General features: G+C 64.3%; 18 protein-coding genes. 15 read left to right on the forward strand and 3 right to left on the reverse strand.

All coding sequences use genetic code 11. The features are described 5' to 3' along the window. The 3 genes from VGQ94_06980 to VGQ94_06990 form a co-directional block, all read right to left on the reverse strand. On the reverse strand, positions 1 to 235 hold a 235-nt coding region (locus tag VGQ94_06980), incomplete at its 3' end, for a hypothetical protein (protein HEV2022258.1). A 223-nt stretch (positions 236 to 458) separates the two neighbouring features. Next, complete coding sequence (locus tag VGQ94_06985) at positions 459 to 1,856, reverse strand: sigma-54 dependent transcriptional regulator (GenBank protein HEV2022259.1); 1,398 nt, start codon at positions 1,854 to 1,856, stop codon at positions 459 to 461. 178 nt (positions 1,857 to 2,034) lie between these two features. Continuing rightward, positions 2,035 to 3,135, reverse strand: a complete 1,101-nt coding sequence (locus VGQ94_06990; GenBank protein ID HEV2022260.1) for a radical SAM protein — start codon at positions 3,133 to 3,135, stop codon at positions 2,035 to 2,037. 256 nt (positions 3,136 to 3,391) lie between these two features. Here VGQ94_06990 and VGQ94_06995 point away from each other — a divergent pair, with 256 nt between their 5' ends. From VGQ94_06995 to VGQ94_07065, 15 genes are all read left to right on the forward strand, one after another. Beyond that, positions 3,392 to 3,889 carry a PaaI family thioesterase gene (locus VGQ94_06995; GenBank protein HEV2022261.1) on the forward strand — a complete coding sequence of 166 codons (498 nt, stop codon included), beginning with the start codon at positions 3,392 to 3,394 and terminating at the stop codon, positions 3,887 to 3,889. 48 nt (positions 3,890 to 3,937) lie between these two features. Beyond that, complete coding sequence (pdxS, locus tag VGQ94_07000) at positions 3,938 to 4,855, forward strand: pyridoxal 5'-phosphate synthase lyase subunit PdxS (GenBank protein HEV2022262.1); 918 nt, start codon at positions 3,938 to 3,940, stop codon at positions 4,853 to 4,855. An 11-nt stretch (positions 4,856 to 4,866) separates the two neighbouring features. Beyond that, a complete protein-coding gene (pdxT, locus tag VGQ94_07005; GenBank protein ID HEV2022263.1) occupies positions 4,867 to 5,442 on the forward strand; it encodes a pyridoxal 5'-phosphate synthase glutaminase subunit PdxT in 576 nt (191 codons plus the stop codon). Between the two features lie 196 nt (positions 5,443 to 5,638). Beyond that, positions 5,639 to 6,451, forward strand: a complete 813-nt coding sequence (gene coxB, locus VGQ94_07010; protein ID HEV2022264.1) for a cytochrome c oxidase subunit II — start codon at positions 5,639 to 5,641, stop codon at positions 6,449 to 6,451. Between the two features lie 42 nt (positions 6,452 to 6,493). Then, positions 6,494 to 8,239 carry a cbb3-type cytochrome c oxidase subunit I gene (locus tag VGQ94_07015; GenBank protein ID HEV2022265.1) on the forward strand — a complete coding sequence of 582 codons (1,746 nt, stop codon included), beginning with the start codon at positions 6,494 to 6,496 and terminating at the stop codon, positions 8,237 to 8,239. Positions 8,240 to 8,245: 6 nt separating this feature from the next. Continuing rightward, positions 8,246 to 8,938, forward strand: a complete 693-nt coding sequence (locus VGQ94_07020; GenBank protein ID HEV2022266.1) for a heme-copper oxidase subunit III — start codon at positions 8,246 to 8,248, stop codon at positions 8,936 to 8,938. Positions 8,939 to 8,951: 13 nt separating this feature from the next. Continuing rightward, positions 8,952 to 9,755: a hypothetical protein gene (locus VGQ94_07025; GenBank protein ID HEV2022267.1), complete on the forward strand. Its 804-nt coding sequence runs from the start codon at positions 8,952 to 8,954 to the stop codon at positions 9,753 to 9,755. Positions 9,756 to 9,767: 12 nt separating this feature from the next. Beyond that, positions 9,768 to 10,079: a cytochrome C oxidase subunit IV family protein gene (locus VGQ94_07030; protein ID HEV2022268.1), complete on the forward strand. Its 312-nt coding sequence runs from the start codon at positions 9,768 to 9,770 to the stop codon at positions 10,077 to 10,079. Beyond that, a complete protein-coding gene (locus tag VGQ94_07035; GenBank protein ID HEV2022269.1) occupies positions 10,076 to 10,318 on the forward strand; it encodes a hypothetical protein in 243 nt (80 codons plus the stop codon). Before VGQ94_07030 ends, VGQ94_07035 begins: the two co-directional genes overlap by 4 nt. Positions 10,319 to 10,416: 98 nt before the next feature. Continuing rightward, a complete protein-coding gene (gene uvrA, locus VGQ94_07040; protein HEV2022270.1) occupies positions 10,417 to 13,356 on the forward strand; it encodes an excinuclease ABC subunit UvrA in 2,940 nt (979 codons plus the stop codon). Beyond that, positions 13,319 to 14,656, forward strand: a complete 1,338-nt coding sequence (locus tag VGQ94_07045; GenBank protein ID HEV2022271.1) for a tetratricopeptide repeat protein — start codon at positions 13,319 to 13,321, stop codon at positions 14,654 to 14,656. Before uvrA ends, VGQ94_07045 begins: the two co-directional genes overlap by 38 nt. A 62-nt stretch (positions 14,657 to 14,718) precedes the next feature. Next, the gene (locus VGQ94_07050) at positions 14,719 to 15,105 is read left to right on the forward strand and encodes a hypothetical protein (GenBank protein HEV2022272.1); all 387 of its coding nucleotides are present in this window, start codon (positions 14,719 to 14,721) and stop codon (positions 15,103 to 15,105) included. Continuing rightward, positions 15,102 to 15,641, forward strand: a complete 540-nt coding sequence (locus VGQ94_07055) for a hypothetical protein (protein ID HEV2022273.1) — start codon at positions 15,102 to 15,104, stop codon at positions 15,639 to 15,641. The genes VGQ94_07050 and VGQ94_07055 overlap by 4 nt, the downstream gene beginning before the upstream one ends. A gap of 38 nt (positions 15,642 to 15,679) precedes the next feature. Then, on the forward strand, positions 15,680 to 16,354 hold the full coding sequence (locus VGQ94_07060) for a M48 family peptidase (protein HEV2022274.1): 675 nt from the start codon (positions 15,680 to 15,682) through the stop codon (positions 16,352 to 16,354). 102 nt (positions 16,355 to 16,456) lie between these two features. Beyond that, positions 16,457 to 16,736: FTR1 family protein (locus VGQ94_07065; GenBank protein ID HEV2022275.1), on the forward strand; the 280-nt coding region annotated here is incomplete at its 3' end.

Below are 16,736 nucleotides of genomic sequence, written 5' to 3' on the forward strand. Positions count from 1 at the left end.
CAGCTCCGCCCTTCAGGCCAGCTCCGCCCTTCAGGCCAGCTCCGCCCTTCAGGCCAGCTCCGCCCTTCAGGCCAGCTCCGCCCTTCAGGCCAGCTCCGCCCTTCAGACCGGCTCCGCCCCGCAGTCCAGTGCCACCCTGCAGGCCCGTGCCGCCCTGCAAATCCCGCTGGGCGGCAATGATGGCCTTCTTGGCGGCCGCGATGTTGCTGATCAAACTCTTCTTCTCGATTGCCATGTGATTGTTCCCTCTCTTTATAGGTTTGGACTTTCCCTGAGGCCTGACTTCTGTTGCTTGCGTTGTTGTCTAGTGCAAGGGGAATGCCAAACAGGGCCGGCGGGAGGGATTTTTCAGCGGTCTTAGATTCAATAGGTTGCGGCTGCGGAGGCGCTGGGCTGGCACGAACCGGAGGTGAGAAACCCGGCCGGAGTAAAAAATTAAACCCCAGTAGGGTTAATTTTTAACCCATCTCAATCCGATACTTGCGGCAGAGGTACTTCATCTTCTGCGGATTGATGCGCAGGAGGTGGGCCGCAGCCACCTTCTTGCCGCCCGACCGGCTCAGGGCGGCCTGCAGGTAGGCGGCTTCAATGCGGGCCATCTCTTTATCGAAGTCGATTCCCTTCTCCGGAATGAGCAGCGACTCGTGGCCCACAGTGCTGGTCATGAGGATCTGCTGCGGAAGTTGCTTGACGGTGATGGAGCTACCCTCCACCATCAGCACCAGGCGCTGGATGAGGTTCTCCAGTTCGCGCACGTTGCCCGGCCAGGGGTGCTCCTCCAGTATCTCCAGGGCCTCCGGCTCGAAGCGCTTCAGAGGAAGGTCGTTGGTGGTGCAGTAGATGCGCATGAAGTGGTCCACCAGCAGGGGGATGTCGCCCTGGCGTTCGCGCAGGGGAGGCAGGAAGATGGGGACCACGTGGATGCGGTAGTAGAGGTCCTCGCGGAACCTTCCGTCCCGCACTGCTTCCTCCAGGTCCTCGTTGGTGGCGGTGATGAGGCGGAAGTCCACCTTCTTGACGCCGCGGCCGCCGATGCGCTGTACGGCGCGGTCCTCGAGCACGCGCAGCAGCTTGCTCTGCAGGGGCAGGGGCAACGAGCCGATCTCATCCAGAAAGAGGGTCCCGCCGTGGGCCGCCTCGATGTGCCCGGCGCGCGCGGCCACGGCCCCGGTGAAGGCGCCCTTCTCGTGCCCGAAGAGTTCGGCTTCGATGAGTGATTCGGGGATGGCGGCGCAGTTGACGCTGATGAATGCGTTCTCGGACCGGGGGCCGGTCATGACAATGGCGCGGGCCGCCAGCTCCTTGCCCGAGCCGCTCTCCCCCCGAATCACAATGGTGGTGGTGCTATCGGCCACGCGGGTGATGGCGTCGTAGACGCGGCGCATGGGCTCACTGCCACCGATGAGCTCGCAGAAGCTGAACTTCTGCATGATCTGGTCGCGCAGGCGGCGGTTCTCGATCTCGATGCGGCGGTGGTCCAGGGCGCGCTCCAGGGTCAGGCGCAGCTCGTCGAAATCCACCGGCGCCACGAAGAAGTCGTCCGCCCCCGATTCGGTGGCCTTGCGGCGCAGGCTGTGGCTGTGAGAACGCGTCAGGGCGACCAGGACGAACTCCGCGCTCATCCCCCGCAGCTCGTGCAGTACGTCCAGGCCCTGCGCCGTGGACCCGGCGACGGTATCCACATCCAGGATGATGGCGTCGAGGGGGACCTGGGTGAGCAGCGGCAGGATGTCGTCCGGATTGTTCAGAAAGGTGGTGTTGAAGGTAGGAGCGAGGAACTTCTCCACGTCGGGCATGACCGACTCGTCGGTGGTGACGATGGCGATGCGGCGGACCTCGGTGGTTCCGGGAGTCATGGCTTGGGCAAGGGGTAGCCTCGGGATTATAGGGGAAATTCTACCCCTGTGGAGTGAAAATTTGTCCTCGGGGCCAAGATGGGGTACCGGATGGATTCCCTGCCGCTGGGGAGAGGCCCGCGCCGGGGCAAAAGAAAAGCCCCCTCCGCGGAGGGGGCTGGGAAAAGCGGAAACGCGGTTAGTTGTCGGTGGAGGGGCGGCCGCTCCAGCCGTGCAGCCCCTGCTTCATGATCCAGCGCATGACGTTGGCGTTATTGTAGTAGTAGCCCAGCACGTACTGGCAGGTGGAGAGACAGTGCGAGTTGCACACCTTCTTCATCTCGTCCAGCTGCTGGTTATCGAACTTGGGCTCTCCGACCTTGCCCCAGTCGGTCTTGGCCGAGTACATGGGGAAGCAGGGCGCCAGCGTCCCGTCGGTGCGGATGACGCAGGAGTTGTGCCCGGCACGGCAGTTCCAGGGATAGGTGACCCCGCGCATGAAGTCCTTCATCTTGCGCAAGTGATCCTTGGAATTCACCATGATGTAGCCCTGCGAGTTCTTCTCGATCAGCCAGTCCAGGACCTCGTCCACCCGGTCCCAATCGTCGGGGCGGATGTAGGTGACGTTATCGTCCAGATGCTGGAAGTGGGGCTGCTCGATGTAGGGAGGCTCGTTGATGTGCACGTCGCTGGAGATGCCGTTGTCGTGGGCGATCTGGGTGAGCACCTTCACGTCCTCCAGGTTGTGGCGGCACATGTTGGTGTTGAAGACGATCATGTAGCCGTACTTGCGCTGCTGCTTCACCAGGTAGTGGAACTGCTTCTCGATGCGCTTGAAGTTCTTGGCCAGGCCGGGCTTCTCTTCCAGGCAGTCCACGGCCAGATTGATGGCGGCCACGCCGGCGTCGCCCACCCGGTCGATGAAGTCCTCGTTCATCAGGATGCCGTTGGTGGGCAGGTAGACAAAGAAGCCGTTCTTGGTGCCGTAGTCCACCACCTTGAGAATCATGTCGCGGCGCAGCAGGGGCTCGCCGCCCATGATGGCAATCACGCGGCAGCCTACCGACTTCAGCCAGTCGATGGACTGGACGGCGGTCTCTTCCGTCATGCCCTTCACTTTGTTGTTGAAGGCCCAGCAATAGTGGCAGTCCACGTTGCACTTCCACTCGGTGAACAGGTAGGAGAGCAGAGGACGGAATTCGTCCTTCATCACGCGGGACTGTACGTAGGGCACAAACCAGCGGCGGAACGCGCGCACAAAGTTATTGGCGTGGTAGCTGGGGGTTTCTAACTCCGGCATCGAGCCTCCTTAGCTCAGATAAGTCCGGGATAAACGAACGCCGGGCACACGCCCGTCGCTCCTGCAAGTACTGCAAGCCTAAGTAGAATAAACACATAGCCTGGACGCCGTATAGGGAAAACCGCCCAAAAAGCGGTCCGTGCAGCGTAGTGCCAAGATTCAGGGTCGAACTGTTGCAGAGTTCATCGAATGGTTAGAGAGACGGCAAGACCCGGCTGGTAAGATGCCAGCCCTATTCCCCTTAAGGAAGCGAGGCATGGCGAAGAAGACCCGAGTCCACGGCCACGGCACCCGGCACATTCATATCCCCCGCAATTATTGTTTTGCCTGCGGCAAGGACAATCCGGACGGCATGCACCTGAAGTTTCACTACGAGCCGCGGCGCAAGCGCTTCGTCTGCCGCTTCCGGCTGGGGCGGAGGTACACCGGGCCTCCGGCGCACGCCCACGGTGGTGTGATCGCCACCCTCCTGGACGAGGCCATGGGCAAGGTGAACAAGCTGCGCCACGTCATCGCCGTGACCTCCCAGCTAAAGGTCGAGTACCTGAAGCCGGTGCCGCTCGACCGGCCGCTGCGGGTAGAGTCCTGGGAACTACGGGTGCGGGGGCGGCGTCACACCAATGTGGCCGAGATTCTCAACGGACGCGGCCAGGTGTTGGCGCGGGGGAAGGCCCTGTTCCTCGCCATCGACCCCCTGAAGATGTTCGCGCGCCACCTGCCGAAGGGTTGGGCCAAGTCCGCTGGAGTAAAATGAAAGCTGTTCCGGACGGCCGCGCGCCGCTTCCGGAAAGAAGAGGAAGTTATGTCGGAGAAAAACGGGAGTTCCGGCCTGCGGCTGAAGACGGGCCTGGCCGAGATGCTGAAGGGCGGGGTCATCATGGATGTGACCAACGCCGAGCAGGCCAGCATCGCCGAGAGCGCCGGTGCAGTGGCGGTGATGGCGTTGGAGCGCGTCCCGGCGCAGATCCGCGCCGAGGGCGGCGTGGCCCGCATGGCTGCGCCCAAGAAGATCCGCGAGATCATGGACGCGGTCTCCATCCCGGTGATGGCCAAGTGCCGCATCGGACACTTCGCCGAGGCCCAGATTCTGCAACAGATGGGAGTGGATTACATCGACGAATCCGAAGTGCTGACGCCTGCCGACGAGGCGCACCACGTGGACAAGCACGCCTTCAAGGTGCCCTTCGTCTGTGGAGCGCGCAACCTGGGGGAGGCGCTGCGCAGGATCGCCGAGGGCGCGGCGTTGATCCGCACCAAGGGCGAGGCCGGCACCGGCGACGTAGTGCACGCGGTCAAGCACATGCGCGCCATCGTGCAGGAGATGAAGCGGCTCACCGTGGCCAGCGAAGAAGAGCTCTACGCCGCGGCCAAGGACCTGCAAGCGCCTTACGAGCTGGTACGCATGGTGGCGCGTGACGGCAGGCTGCCCGTACCCAACTTTTCTGCCGGCGGCATCGCGACGCCCGCGGACGCGGCGCTGGTGATGCAGTTGGGCGCGGAGTCGGTGTTCGTCGGCTCAGGCATCTTCATGAAGGACTCCACCCAGTTTGCCGAACCGGAAGAGGCACGCAGCCGCGCCGTGGCCATCGTGAAGGCCACCACCCACTTCGACGACCCGGCCATCCTGCTCGAGGCCAGCCAGGGGGTGGTCGGCGCCATGAAGGGCCTGGCGATCGCCGGTCTGCCGGAAGCCGAGCTGCTGCAAAAGCGCGGCTGGTAGGCGGCAGTGCAATGACCATCGGCGTCCTAGCCATCCAAGGCGACTTCGACGCCCACCGGCGCCGCCTGGAGCAGTTGGGCGCCCAGACCCTCCTGGTCAAGAAGCCTGAGCAACTCGACGCCGTGGACGCTCTGGTCATTCCCGGGGGTGAATCCACCACCTTCCTGAAGTTCCTCGAGCAGGACGGATTCTTGGAGAAGCTACGCGACTTCGTTCGGACCAAGCCCGCCTTCGGGACCTGCGCCGGTGCCATCCTGCTGGCGCAAGACGTGGAGAATCCGCCGCAGCCGAGTCTGGGGGCGCTGGATATGCGCATCCGCCGCAACGCCTACGGGCGGCAGCTGGAAAGCTCCATCCGCTTCGGCAAGACGCAGCTGGGAGAAGAGCCGCTGGAGATGGTGTTCATCCGCGCGCCGCGCATCGAGCGCGTAGGCGCGGGCGTCGAGGTGCTGGCCAGTGCCGGCGACGATCCCGTGCTGGTCCGCCAGGGGAAGATCATGGCCGCCACTTTCCACCCGGAACTCTCCGAAGACACGCGCGTGCACGCCGCCTTCCTCAATCTGGTGCGCAACGGCTCCAAGAAGTAGCCGCCTTCCGAATGCCCCACTCCGCCCATGGACGCGCGCAATCACGGCAGTGATGCGGTTTTCATCACCCGAAAAAAATCTATTGTGCAGAACTCACAGGCCTGTGTGATATTCTTTCGCGTTCGCCCGCGACTTCGAAGCTGCGAATGGCAGCCAGAAGTCGCAACGACCATCCTTAACCACGGGGCTTGAATCAATGGGGCTGGCGCTTCTGTTCATCATCTGGCTGATCACCCTCGCAAGTTCCTACTTCTTTTACGCTCACACCTGGTGGATGCCGGGATTGGCCTCTGCCGAGGGCGGCGCCATCGACGCCCAGTTCCAGCTCTCCTACATCGCCATGGGCGTGGTGTTCCTGGCCTCGCAACTGGGCCTGGGCCTGTTCGTCTGGAAGTATCGCGACCGCAGCGGCGCGGGCGCAGCAACCTATTCCCACGGGCACACCGGCCTCGAAGTCGTTTGGACCAGCCTGACAGCCGTGATGTTCATCGGACTGAACCTGATGGGTTATTCCGTCTGGGCGGAAGCCAAGATGCGCCCCGCCAGCCCCAATGCCACCCAGGTGGAAGTGACGGGAGTGCAGTTCAACTGGTACTTCCGCTATCCCGGGCCGGACGGAAAGTTCGGGCGCCTGAAGCCCGAGCTGATCGACGCCTCCCAGGGTAACGACGCCGCCGTGGGTCTGGACCCGACCGATCCCGCCGGCAAAGACGACATCGTCACCGGCACCCTGATGCTGCCGGTGGATAAAGAGGTGGGCATCACGCTGCGGGCGCAGGACGTGATCCACGATTTCTACGTGCGCGAGATGCGCGTGAAGCAGGACGCCGTTCCCGGGCTGTTGATCCCCATGCACTTCACGCCCAACAAGCTGGGCAACTACGAGGCGGCCTGCGCCGAGTTGTGCGGCCTGGGGCATTACAAGATGCGCGCCGACGTGAAGATCGTCCCTCAGAAAGAATTCGACGAGTGGATGGCGGCGCGGGAAAAAGAGAAGCTGGAGCAGTAGAACCGAATCTTCGCGATTGGAACTTCTGGAGAACACAGAAAGATGACTGAGTCGCACGCCCTGACGGAAGCGCACGCCCACGCAGCACCCACCGGCTTTATCCGCAAGTACATCTTCAGCCTGGACCACAAGGTCATCGGTCTCCAGTACTACTTCCTGGCGCTGGTGGCGGTGTTCGTGGGGATGTTCCTCTCGCTGCTGATGCGCATCCACCTGGTGTACCCGACCGCGCACCTGCCGCTGCTGGGCGAGATCAAGCCGGAGACCTACCTGACGCTGCTGACCATGCACGGCACCATCATGGTGTTCTTCGTGCTGACCACGGCGCCGCAGAGCGGCTTCGGCAACTACTTCCTCCCCATCCAGATCGGGGCGCCGGACATGGCTTTTCCGGTGCTGAACATGCTCTCCTTCTGGACCACCTTCCTTTCCTTCCTGGTGATGCTGGCGGCCTTCTTCGTGGAAGGCGGCGCGCCGCTCTCGGGATGGACCCAGTATCCGCCGCTGAGCGCCATCCCCAGCGCCGGGCCCGGGCAGGGCCTGGGCATGGACCTGTGGATCATCAGCATCGCGCTGTTTTGCGGCGCCTCGCTGATGGGCGCGCTGAACTTCATCACTACCGTCCTGGACATGCGGGCCAAAGGCATGACCCTGATGCGCATGCCGCTCACCTGCTGGGCCTGGTTCGTCACCGCCATCCTCGCCCTGCTGGCCTTCGGAGTGCTCCTGGCCGGCGGCATCCTGCTGCTGCTCGACCGCAACGCCGGTACCAGCTTCTTCGTCCCCGGCGGCCTGGTGGTCAACGGCCAGTTGATCCACCACCAGGGCGGCTCGCCCTTGCTCTGGCAGCATCTGTTCTGGTTCTTCGGACATCCTGAGGTCTACATCGCCATCCTCCCCGGAATGGGCGTAGCTTCTCAGCTTCTTTCTACCTTCTCCCGCAAGCCCATCTTCGGGTATCGCGCCATGGTCTACGCCATCATGGCCATCGGCGCCATGGGCTTCCTGGTGTGGGGCCATCACATGTTCATGAGCGGCATGGACCCCCGCTCCGGCTTCGCCTTCTCGGTGATGACCATGGCCATCGGAGTGCCCTCGGCCATCAAGACCTTCAACTGGCTGGGGACCATCTGGCGGGGCCGCGTGCGCTTCGCCACGCCCATGCTCTTCGCCGTGGGCTTCGTTTCCATGTTTGTCTCCGGCGGGCTGAGTGGGCCGATCCTGGCGCAGCCGCAGCTCGATATCTACCTGCATGACACTTACTTCGTGGTGGGACACTTCCACCTCATCATGGGCGTGGCCGCCATCTTCGGCATCTTTGCCGCCACCTATTACTGGTTCCCCAAGATGTTCGGGCGGATGATGAATAATGCCATGGGCCAGGCGCATTTCTGGTTCACCTTCATCGGCAGCTACGCCATCTTCATGCCCATGCACTACCTGGGGATGGCCGGCCACCCGCGCCGCTACTCACAACTGGACGTGGTGCAGTTCCTGCATCCGCTGATTCCGGTGCAGAAGTTCATCACCTACGCCGCCTTCATCACCATCGCCGGACAACTGATCTTTGTGGTCAACCTGTTCTGGAGCATGTTCAAGGGGAAGAAGGCGGAGGACAACCCCTGGGAGGCGACTACGCTGGAGTGGACCATCCCCTCGCCGCCTCCGCATGACAACTTCGGCGGGCATTCCCCGGTAGTGCACCACGGTCCCTACGAGTACAGCGTGCCGGGCGCAGCCAAGGACTACATCATGCAGACAGACGAGGCGAGCGTCCCGGCGCACTAGCTCCCTATGGCGACTTTGAACCCAACCCTGGTCGAGGAACGGCCGCACTCAGGCGGCGGTGGCGCTCCCCCGCGTGCGGAAGACGGCGGAGACGACGCCCGCCCCGACTTCGGCGACCGCCTGCGGCGCAACCGCATCGGGGTGGTCGTGGCCCTGGCGCCCATTGCCATGTTGTTCGTGGCCTTTACCAGCGCCTACATCGTCCGGCAAGGGCTGGGAGAAGACTGGCGTTCGATGGAGCTGCCCGACATCCTGTGGATCAACACTGCCATTCTGCTGGCCAGCAGCATCACGCTGGAGCTAGCTCGGCGCAGCATGGCCCACCAGGCGGCGCTGGCCGAGGTACCAGCCGTCCCAGGAGTGGCGCCGGTGAATGCTTCTTCGGCGCCCTGGCTTTCCATCACCCTGGTGCTGGGGCTGGGCTTCCTCGCAGGCCAGTGGATGGCCTGGAGCCAGTTGGCGCGGCAAGGCATATTTATCTCCAGCAATCCCAGCAATTCGTTCTTTTATTTATTGACCGGCACCCACGCCATCCACCTGGTGGGAGGCGTGCTGGCGCTGTTCTACGCCGCGGCCACCGCCATCCTTTCCCAGGCCTGGGAGAGGCGCCGCATGGTGGTGGAGGTGACCTCATGGTACTGGCACTTCATGGCGGTGCTGTGGATCTACATTTTCGCGCTGTTGCAGTTCACCAAATAGGAGACCATTGAAGATGGCAGACGCGGCAGTCCATCCTCCTGCAGAAGCGGGGGCCTTCGAGCCGCCGTTTCTCGGGGCCTACTCCAAGAAGGTCGGCATGTGGCTGTTCCTGCTCTCCGACTCGCTGACCTTCGGAGCGCTGCTGTTCGCCTACAGCTACGGGCGGCTCTCCACGCCGCAGTGGCCGACGCCGTTTGGGGCGCACAGCATCGCCAACGCCAGCGTGATGACCGCGTGCCTGCTCTCCAGCTCCCTCACCATGGTGCTGGCGGTGCTGGCGGCGCGCCGCGGCGACTCCAAGTGGCAGTTCAACTGGATCCTGGCCACCATGTTCTTCGGCATCGCCTTCATCGTGCTGCACGCCATGGAGTGGAACGGCCTGATCCACGAAGGTCTGCGGCTGCCCATCTTCCCCCAGGCCAAAGGAGCTACGGAAGCGGCGGGAGAACTGGCCAAGGCGACGCAAGCCGTGCCGCAGTTCCCGGCGACCTTCTTCGGACTCACCGGCATGCACATGCTGCACGTGACCATCGGCGTCATCTACCTGGGCGTGATCGCGCTACGGAAGAAGTTCATCCCCATCCTGCTGGTGCTGTGGCTGGTGGGGTGGCTGATGCTGCCCGCCGACAGCCCCTTCAAGTACGGCATCCACGTGCTGCTGTTCTCGGCCATCGTGGCTGCAATCATTGTGTGGCTGCGGCCCAAGGTGTACGACGCCCATGACGTCGAGGTAAGCGGGCTCTACTGGCACTTCGTGGACCTGGTGTGGATGTTCATCTTCCCCCTGGTGTACCTGATGTCCACCAAGGTAGTCTGAGGCGGAGGAACGATGTCGGAAGCGGCGGCGCATCACGACGAGGGAAAGAGCCAGTACTTCTGGGTGTGGGGCGCCCTGCTGGTCATCACGGTGGTGGAGATCATGCTGGCCTACAAGCAGGTTTTCGACCCACCGCACATGCTGGGCGTGCTGATGGTGCTCTCGGTCATCAAAGCGGCGTTCATCATCGCCTACTTCATGCACCTGAAGTTCGAGATGGCGCGCATGAAAATCGTGCTCATGACCGCGGTGGTCGGGTGCCTGTGCCTGATGTGCGTTTTCCTGCCCGATGCCCTGCGCGTGTTACATTTGGGGGTGAAATGAAGCTGCGGCAATACGCTCTCGTCCTGCTGCTGATGCTGGCGATCACCGCGCCGGCCCTGGGACAGGGCTGCTCCATGTGCTCCTCGAGCGCCGACGCCACCGGCGAAAAGGGGCGCAAGACCTTCACCCGCGCTGTGGCCGTGCTGCTCTTCCCTACCCTGGGGATGATGGCGGCCATCGTCGGCGTCGCCTTCCGCTACCGCAATCGCAACGACCAGGAAGATCAGCAGGATTCCTGAGCTTCCGCGCTCCCCTCCCGCCCAGCGCTTCCAGACTATAATCAAAGGTTCGGCAGCGCTTGCCGGAGTTGTCTGAGCGCTGCCCGATCCTTTTCCCCATGCCCACCGAAAGCATCGTGGTCCGCGGCGCCCGCGTCCATAACCTCAAGAATATCGACTTCGAGATCCCCCACAACACCCTGACGGTGGTGACCGGGGTTTCGGGCTCGGGCAAATCCTCGCTCGCTTTCGACACCATCTACGCCGAGGGGCAGCGGCGGTACGTGGAGTCGCTCTCCGCCTACGCGCGGCAGTTCCTGGAGCGCATCGAGAAGCCGGACGTGGACTTCATCGACGGCATCGCGCCCGCCATCGCCATCCGGCAGAAGAACACCACGCGCAACCCGCGCTCCACCGTGGCCACCGCCACCGAGATCTACGACTACCTGCGGCTGTTGTTCGCCCGCGTGGGCACCACCTACTGCCGGCAGTGCGGCGCCGAGGTCAAGAAGGACACGGTGGACGAGGTGGCCGGCCGCGTTCTGCAGTTAGGCGAAGGCGTGCGGCTGAACGTGCTCTTCCCGCTGCAAGTGCCCGCCACGTCGCCCGCGCCCCCGGGAAAGCCTCGCGGGAAAAGCAAGAAAGTGGAGACGGCCGCAGCCTTGAAGGATGCCGTCGCTCTCAAGGCCCGACTTTTCGAGCTGCGGCGGCGGGGCTTCAACCGGCTCTACCAGGGTGGCTGGATCTTCGAGTTCTCGACGCCGGAGTCGTTGCTCGACGTGGATTTCGCGCAGCCGGTGTTTCTCCTGGTGGACCGGATCGCGGTCGCGCCTGACGTGCGGGCGCGTTTGGTGGATGCGGCCGAGATCTGCTACCGCGAATCCGGCGAGGCCATCTTTGAGACCGTGCCGCGGGACGGCGCGCCGCCTGAGACCCTGCGCTTCGCCCAGCGCTTCGAGTGCAAGCAGTGCCGCCTGCGCTACGACGAGCCCGAAGCGCGCCTGTTCTCCTTCAACAATCCCTACGGCGCCTGCCCGCGCTGCCAGGGCTTCGGCAACACCATCGACTTCGATCTCGACCTGGTCATCCCGGACAAATCGAAGACGCTGACCGAGGGCGCCATCGAGCCCTGGACCAAACCTAAGTACCGCTTCCTGCTCACCGAGCTGAAACGCGTGGCCCGCGCAAAGGACGTCCCGCTCGACGTGCCCTGGTCGCGCCTGGAGCCGGAGTCGCAGCGATTGGTGCTCGAGGGCGACGGCAAGTTCTCCGGCGTCCAGGGCTTCTTCAAGCATCTGGAGCGCAAGAAGTACAAGCTGCACGTGCGCGTCTTCCTGAGCCGCTACCGCGGATACGCCACCTGCCCCGAGTGCCAGGGTGCGCGGCTGCGGGAGGAGGCGCGCCTGGTGCGCATCACCGGGAAGAACATCTGCGACCTCTGCCGCATGACGGTGGAGCAGGCCGCGACCTTCTTCGCCAGACTGGAGTTGCGCCCGCAGCAGATGGACATCGCGGGAAAAATCCTGGAGGAGATCCGCGACCGGCTGAAGTTCCTGAACGAGGTCGGCCTGGAATACCTGACGCTCGAACGCTTGTCTTCGACGCTTTCGGGCGGCGAGGCGCAACGCATCCAGTTGGCCACCTCCCTGGGCTCGCGCCTGGTGGGAACGCTTTACGTCCTCGACGAGCCTTCCATCGGCCTGCACTCGCGCGACACCAAACGGCTCATCCAGATCCTGCACGAACTGCGCGACCTGGGAAACACCATCCTGGTGGTGGAGCACGATGCTGAGATTATGCGCGCGGCCGACCGCATCCTCGACCTGGGCCCGGGCGCGGGGGAGAGCGGCGGGAAGGTGATCGCCGCCGGGACCTACGCGCAGATCCGGCGCACGGCTACTTCCCTCACCGGCCGATATTTGTCCGGGGACCTTCGCATCCAGCTCCCCACGGGCCGCCGCAAGCCGGATTCCCGGCAGCTCCGGCTGCGCGGCGCGCGCGCTCACAACCTGAAGAACCTCGATGTGACCATCCCGCTGGGCATGGTGGTAGCGGTTACCGGAGTCTCGGGTTCGGGCAAGTCCTCGCTGGTGCACGACGTCCTCTATCAGGCGCTGGCGGCGATGAAGGGCCAGAGCAGCGGCGTGGGTGCGGCGCAGCCCTGGTTCGACAAAGTCGAAGGCGCCCAGTTCCTCGACGAAGTGGTGCTGGTGGACCAGTCGCCCATCGGACGCACGCCGCGCTCGAATCCGGTGACCTACATCAAGGCCTTCGACGGCATCCGCGACCTGTTCGCTTCCCTGCCCGAGTCCCAGAAGCGGCGCTTCCCCCCCGGCCACTTCTCCTTCAACGTTCCCGGCGGCCGCTGCGAGACCTGCCAGGGCGACGGCACGGTCACGGTGGAGATGCAGTTCCTGGCGGACGTGGAGCTGATCTGCGAGGAGTGCAAGGGCACGCGCTACAAACCCGAGGTGCTCGAGATCCGCTATCGCGGGAAGAACATCCATGAAGTCCTGAACCTCACGGTGCGAGAGGCACTGCGGTTCTTCGCCGCCGTGTCCCGCGTCACCGAGAAGCTGCGCGTGCTGGAGGAGATTGGACTGGGTTACCTGCGGCTGGGACAGTCGGCGACCACGCTTTCCGGTGGCGAGGCCCAGCGCATGAAGCTGGCGGCGCACCTCGGGCCGGCAGGCCGCGAGGCCGCCCGTCCCAAGCGCGGGCCAGCCAGCAAGCGTGAGGCTCCCCCGCGGCGTGTGCTCTACCTTTTCGACGAACCCACCACCGGCCTGCACTTCGATGACGTCAGCAAGCTGCTGGCGGCCTTCCGGCGGCTGGTGGAGGCCGGAGGCTCGGTGCTGGTGATCGAGCATAACCTGGACGTGGTGAAGACCGCGGACTGGGTGATCGACCTGGGCCCCGAGGGCGGCGAGGGTGGCGGACAGATCGTCGCCGCCGGGACTCCGGAGGCCATCGCCAAGGCCCCGCACTCGCACACCGGGAAGTTCCTTGCGAGTATCCTATATGGCAACGGCAAACCTCGTGGGAACGGGCGCAAATAAGGGACTGCTGATCTGGATGATGGCCGGCGTGCTGGTGGTCTGCGTAGCCAGCGCTCCGGCACAGACGCGGAAGACCGGCTCGCATCGGCGCATCCCGTCGGACGAGACTCTGGCGGCGCGGGCGGTGACGGAGGCGGAAGCGGACATCGAGAAGAAGGATTGGGCGGCCGCGGAGCGCGAGCTGCGCGAGGCGGTGGCCAAGGACGCGAAGAACTATCGCGCCTGGTTCGACCTGGGCTTCGTTTTCAACGAGACCGACCGGCGCCCCGAGGCCATCGACGCCTACCGCAAGTCGGTGGCGGCGCAGCCGGATGTCTTCGAATCCACCTTGAATCTGGGGATGCTGCTTGCCGCCTCCGGGAGCGCGGAGGCGGAAACCTTCCTGCGCGCCGCCACCAAGCTCAAGCCCACCGAGAAGCCGCAGGAGGGATGGGCGCGGACCTGGGGAGTCCTGGGCGACGTCTTGAAGGAGAAGAACCCCGCTGAAGCCCTGAGCGCCTATGCCGAGGCGGCGAAGTTCGATCCCAAGGATCCCAGGCCACGTCTTGCCGCCGGAGGAGTGCTGGAGCGGCAAGGCAACCTCAAGGCCGCCGAGACGGAGTTCCAAAAGGCTCTCGAGCTCGATCCCAACTCCGCGGAGGCGCTGGAAGGGCTGGTGCAGGTCCATACCCAGGGCAAGCGGTGGGCAGAGGCGGAGGCCGCCCTGCGCCAACTTTTGAAGCTGGAGCCGGCCAATGCCGCCGCACGCGTGCAGCTGGGGCGCGTCTTGATGGAACTGGGGCGAAAGGATGAGGGTGTGGCGGAGCTGGAGGCGGCCGCCAAGGACTCCACCGACCCGGTGGCGGAGCGCGAGCTGGCGGCGTTCTATCTCGAAGCCAAGCAGTACGAACCGGCGGCGCTGCACTACCGGCGGCTGCTGTCGCGCGATCCCAAGAATGCCGAACTGCACCATGCCTTGGGGCTAGTGCTCACCGGCCAGGGAAAGTTCGCTGAGGCGGAGGCCGTACTCGTAGCGGCGGTGAATTCCGATCCCAAGCTGAAGGAAGCCTACTTCGACCTGGCATTCGCCGCCCAGCGCAACAAGGACTACGCCACCGCCATCCAGGCCCTGGACACGCGCGCCCGCTTCTATCCCGAGAACCCGGGGACGTACTTCATGCGGGCCACTGCCTACGACAGCCTGAAAGACTTCAAGCAGGCGGCCCAGAACTACCATCAGTTCCTGCTGGTGGCCAACGGCAAGTATCCCGACGAGGAGTGGAAGGCCCGTCATCGCCTGAAGGCGATCGAGCCCAAGTAGACATGCGCGCTTTCGTCCGAACCTCGGCCGCTCTTTTGCTCGTGTCGCTCGCCTGCCTAGCGATGACGGGGGAGACCCTGGAGGAGCTGAAGGCCAAGGCCGCTGTCACCTCCGGGGGCGAGCAGGCCCTCCTGTGTGCCCGGGTGGCACGGGAAGAAGTGGAGCTGGCGAACCAGCACTTCACCGACGGGAAGGTGGAGGAGGGTCAGGCCGCGGTGCGGGATGCGGTGGCCTATGCCGCGAAGGCCCGCGACGCCGCGCGCACTTCCAAGAAGAAGCTGAAGCAGACCGAGATCGCCATCGGCAGGGCCGCGCGTCGGCTCAACGACATCAGCAAGACGCTGGCTATCGACGACCGCCCGACGGTGGAGCAGGCGGTGAAGGAGCTGGGGCACATCCAGGACCAACTCCTGGATGCGATGTTCGGCGAGGGAAAGAGGCAACCATGAAGTGGATTGCACAGGCGGCCTGCTTCCTGGCATGGTTGGCGGTGCTGGCACTGCCGGCGGGGGCGACGATCCACCGCGACCCGCTCACCGAGGTGGAGACCGACCAGCTCCGCGAAGCGGCGCAGGACCCCCCGCTCAAACTGAAGCTGTTCATCAAGTTCGCCCGGCAGCGGCTGGAGTCCGCCGAGGCACTGTACGCTGACCCCAAAGCCGACCCCGATCGCGGCCAGCAGATCCACGATCTGCTGGAGGACTTCGGCAACCTGGTGGACGAACTCAGCGACAACGTGGACGCCTATGCCACCCGCAAGGAGGACCTGCGCAAGCCGCTAGCCGACATCATCGCCGCAACCAGCGACTTCGCGGCGCGGCTCAAAGACTTCAAGGCAGCGGCCGCCGCCAGCTCCGCCGGTGCCAAAGAGTCCAAGGCCTACAACTTCGCCCTCGAGGACGCGATCGACTCGGTGGAGTCCGGGCTGAGAAACGCGCAGGAACTTCTGGAGGAACAGAAAGAGCAGTTCAAGAAGAAGAAGTGACCCCCATGCTCCCCCGCCCGCTCCCTGTGAATCCAGCTTTGACGGAGGTTTTCGAGCACATGTACCGGGAGTTGCGCCCGCGCGCGCCCGCGCCCGCCTTCGACATCCGCTTCTACCGCTTCGCCAACGTGAACAACACCATCCGCTTGCGGGAGGGGACCGCGAGGGTTCGCATCTCTGACCTGCTGGAGGGGGCGCCGCCTTCCGTGCTGGAGGCCATCGCTCACATCCTGCTGGCCAAGCTCTATCGCAAGCCCATCGCGCCGGCGCGCGCGGCGCGCTACCGCAAGTACATTTCCAGCCGGCCGATGAGCGCTCGCACCCATCTGGTGCGCCAGATGCGCGGACGCAAGCACATCGTTTCTCCGCGCGGCCGTGTCTATGACCTCGAGGCCATTTTCGATCGCCTCAACGTCCGATACTTCCACGGACTGCTGGGGCGTCCGCAGATGACCTGGAGCCGCGATCACGCCCGCAACAGCCTGGGTCACTACGACCCGGCGCACAACACCATCGTCATCAGTCGCATCTTCGACCGCCCCTCAGTCCCTCGCTACGCGGTCGAGTACCTCGTCTACCACGAGATGCTGCACCTGAAGCATCCGGTGCGGCTGCGCGGCAGCCGGCGCTGCGTGCATCCTCGGCAGTTCCAGGCGGACGAGAAGCTCTTCCCTGAATTGGAGCAGGCGAGACGGTTCCTCAAGCAGCTGTAGCGTGATGAGGCTCACAGCGTGGTGTGACGTCCATTGACGGCGGCGCCAGCCGCACGTAGAATTTAAGTTGAAATTGAATTTCATTTTCATAATGGACGTGGCATGCTCCAGACCTTAGTCGTCACCCTGCGCGAGGGAGTGGAAGCCGCCCTCATCGTGGGCATCACGCTGGCCTACCTGGCCAAGATCGGCCGGCCGGAGCTGCGCCGCGTGGTGTACGTGGCCCTGGGGGCGGCGCTGACGGCCAGCGTGGCGGGAGCGGTCATTCTCTCCCGCACCGGGTTCAACCAGGACGTCTTCGAAGGCTGGGTGATGCTGATCGCCGCCTTCTTCGTGGCCACCATGATCTGGTTCATGGCGCGCGCCGCCCGCACCCTCAAGG

The sequence above is a fragment of the Terriglobales bacterium genome (assembly GCA_035937135.1).
In the GTDB taxonomy this organism is placed as follows: domain Bacteria; phylum Acidobacteriota; class Terriglobia; order Terriglobales; family Acidobacteriaceae; genus DASYVL01.

Coding starts and splice junctions, on each gene's coding strand:
- VGQ94_06985 (HEV2022259.1), bottom strand. CDS start 1,856: ATGACTCCCGGAACCACCGAGGTCCGCCGCATCGCCATCGTCACCACC.
- VGQ94_06990 (HEV2022260.1), bottom strand. CDS start 3,135: ATGCCGGAGTTAGAAACCCCCAGCTACCACGCCAATAACTTTGTGCGC.
- VGQ94_06995 (HEV2022261.1), top strand. CDS start 3,392: ATGGCGAAGAAGACCCGAGTCCACGGCCACGGCACCCGGCACATTCAT.
- pdxS (HEV2022262.1), top strand. CDS start 3,938: ATGTCGGAGAAAAACGGGAGTTCCGGCCTGCGGCTGAAGACGGGCCTG.
- pdxT (HEV2022263.1), top strand. CDS start 4,867: ATGACCATCGGCGTCCTAGCCATCCAAGGCGACTTCGACGCCCACCGG.
- coxB (HEV2022264.1), top strand. CDS start 5,639: ATGGGGCTGGCGCTTCTGTTCATCATCTGGCTGATCACCCTCGCAAGT.
- VGQ94_07015 (HEV2022265.1), top strand. CDS start 6,494: ATGACTGAGTCGCACGCCCTGACGGAAGCGCACGCCCACGCAGCACCC.
- VGQ94_07020 (HEV2022266.1), top strand. CDS start 8,246: ATGGCGACTTTGAACCCAACCCTGGTCGAGGAACGGCCGCACTCAGGC.
- VGQ94_07025 (HEV2022267.1), top strand. CDS start 8,952: ATGGCAGACGCGGCAGTCCATCCTCCTGCAGAAGCGGGGGCCTTCGAG.
- VGQ94_07030 (HEV2022268.1), top strand. CDS start 9,768: ATGTCGGAAGCGGCGGCGCATCACGACGAGGGAAAGAGCCAGTACTTC.
- VGQ94_07035 (HEV2022269.1), top strand. CDS start 10,076: ATGAAGCTGCGGCAATACGCTCTCGTCCTGCTGCTGATGCTGGCGATC.
- uvrA (HEV2022270.1), top strand. CDS start 10,417: ATGCCCACCGAAAGCATCGTGGTCCGCGGCGCCCGCGTCCATAACCTC.
- VGQ94_07045 (HEV2022271.1), top strand. CDS start 13,319: ATGGCAACGGCAAACCTCGTGGGAACGGGCGCAAATAAGGGACTGCTG.
- VGQ94_07050 (HEV2022272.1), top strand. CDS start 14,719: ATGACGGGGGAGACCCTGGAGGAGCTGAAGGCCAAGGCCGCTGTCACC.
- VGQ94_07055 (HEV2022273.1), top strand. CDS start 15,102: ATGAAGTGGATTGCACAGGCGGCCTGCTTCCTGGCATGGTTGGCGGTG.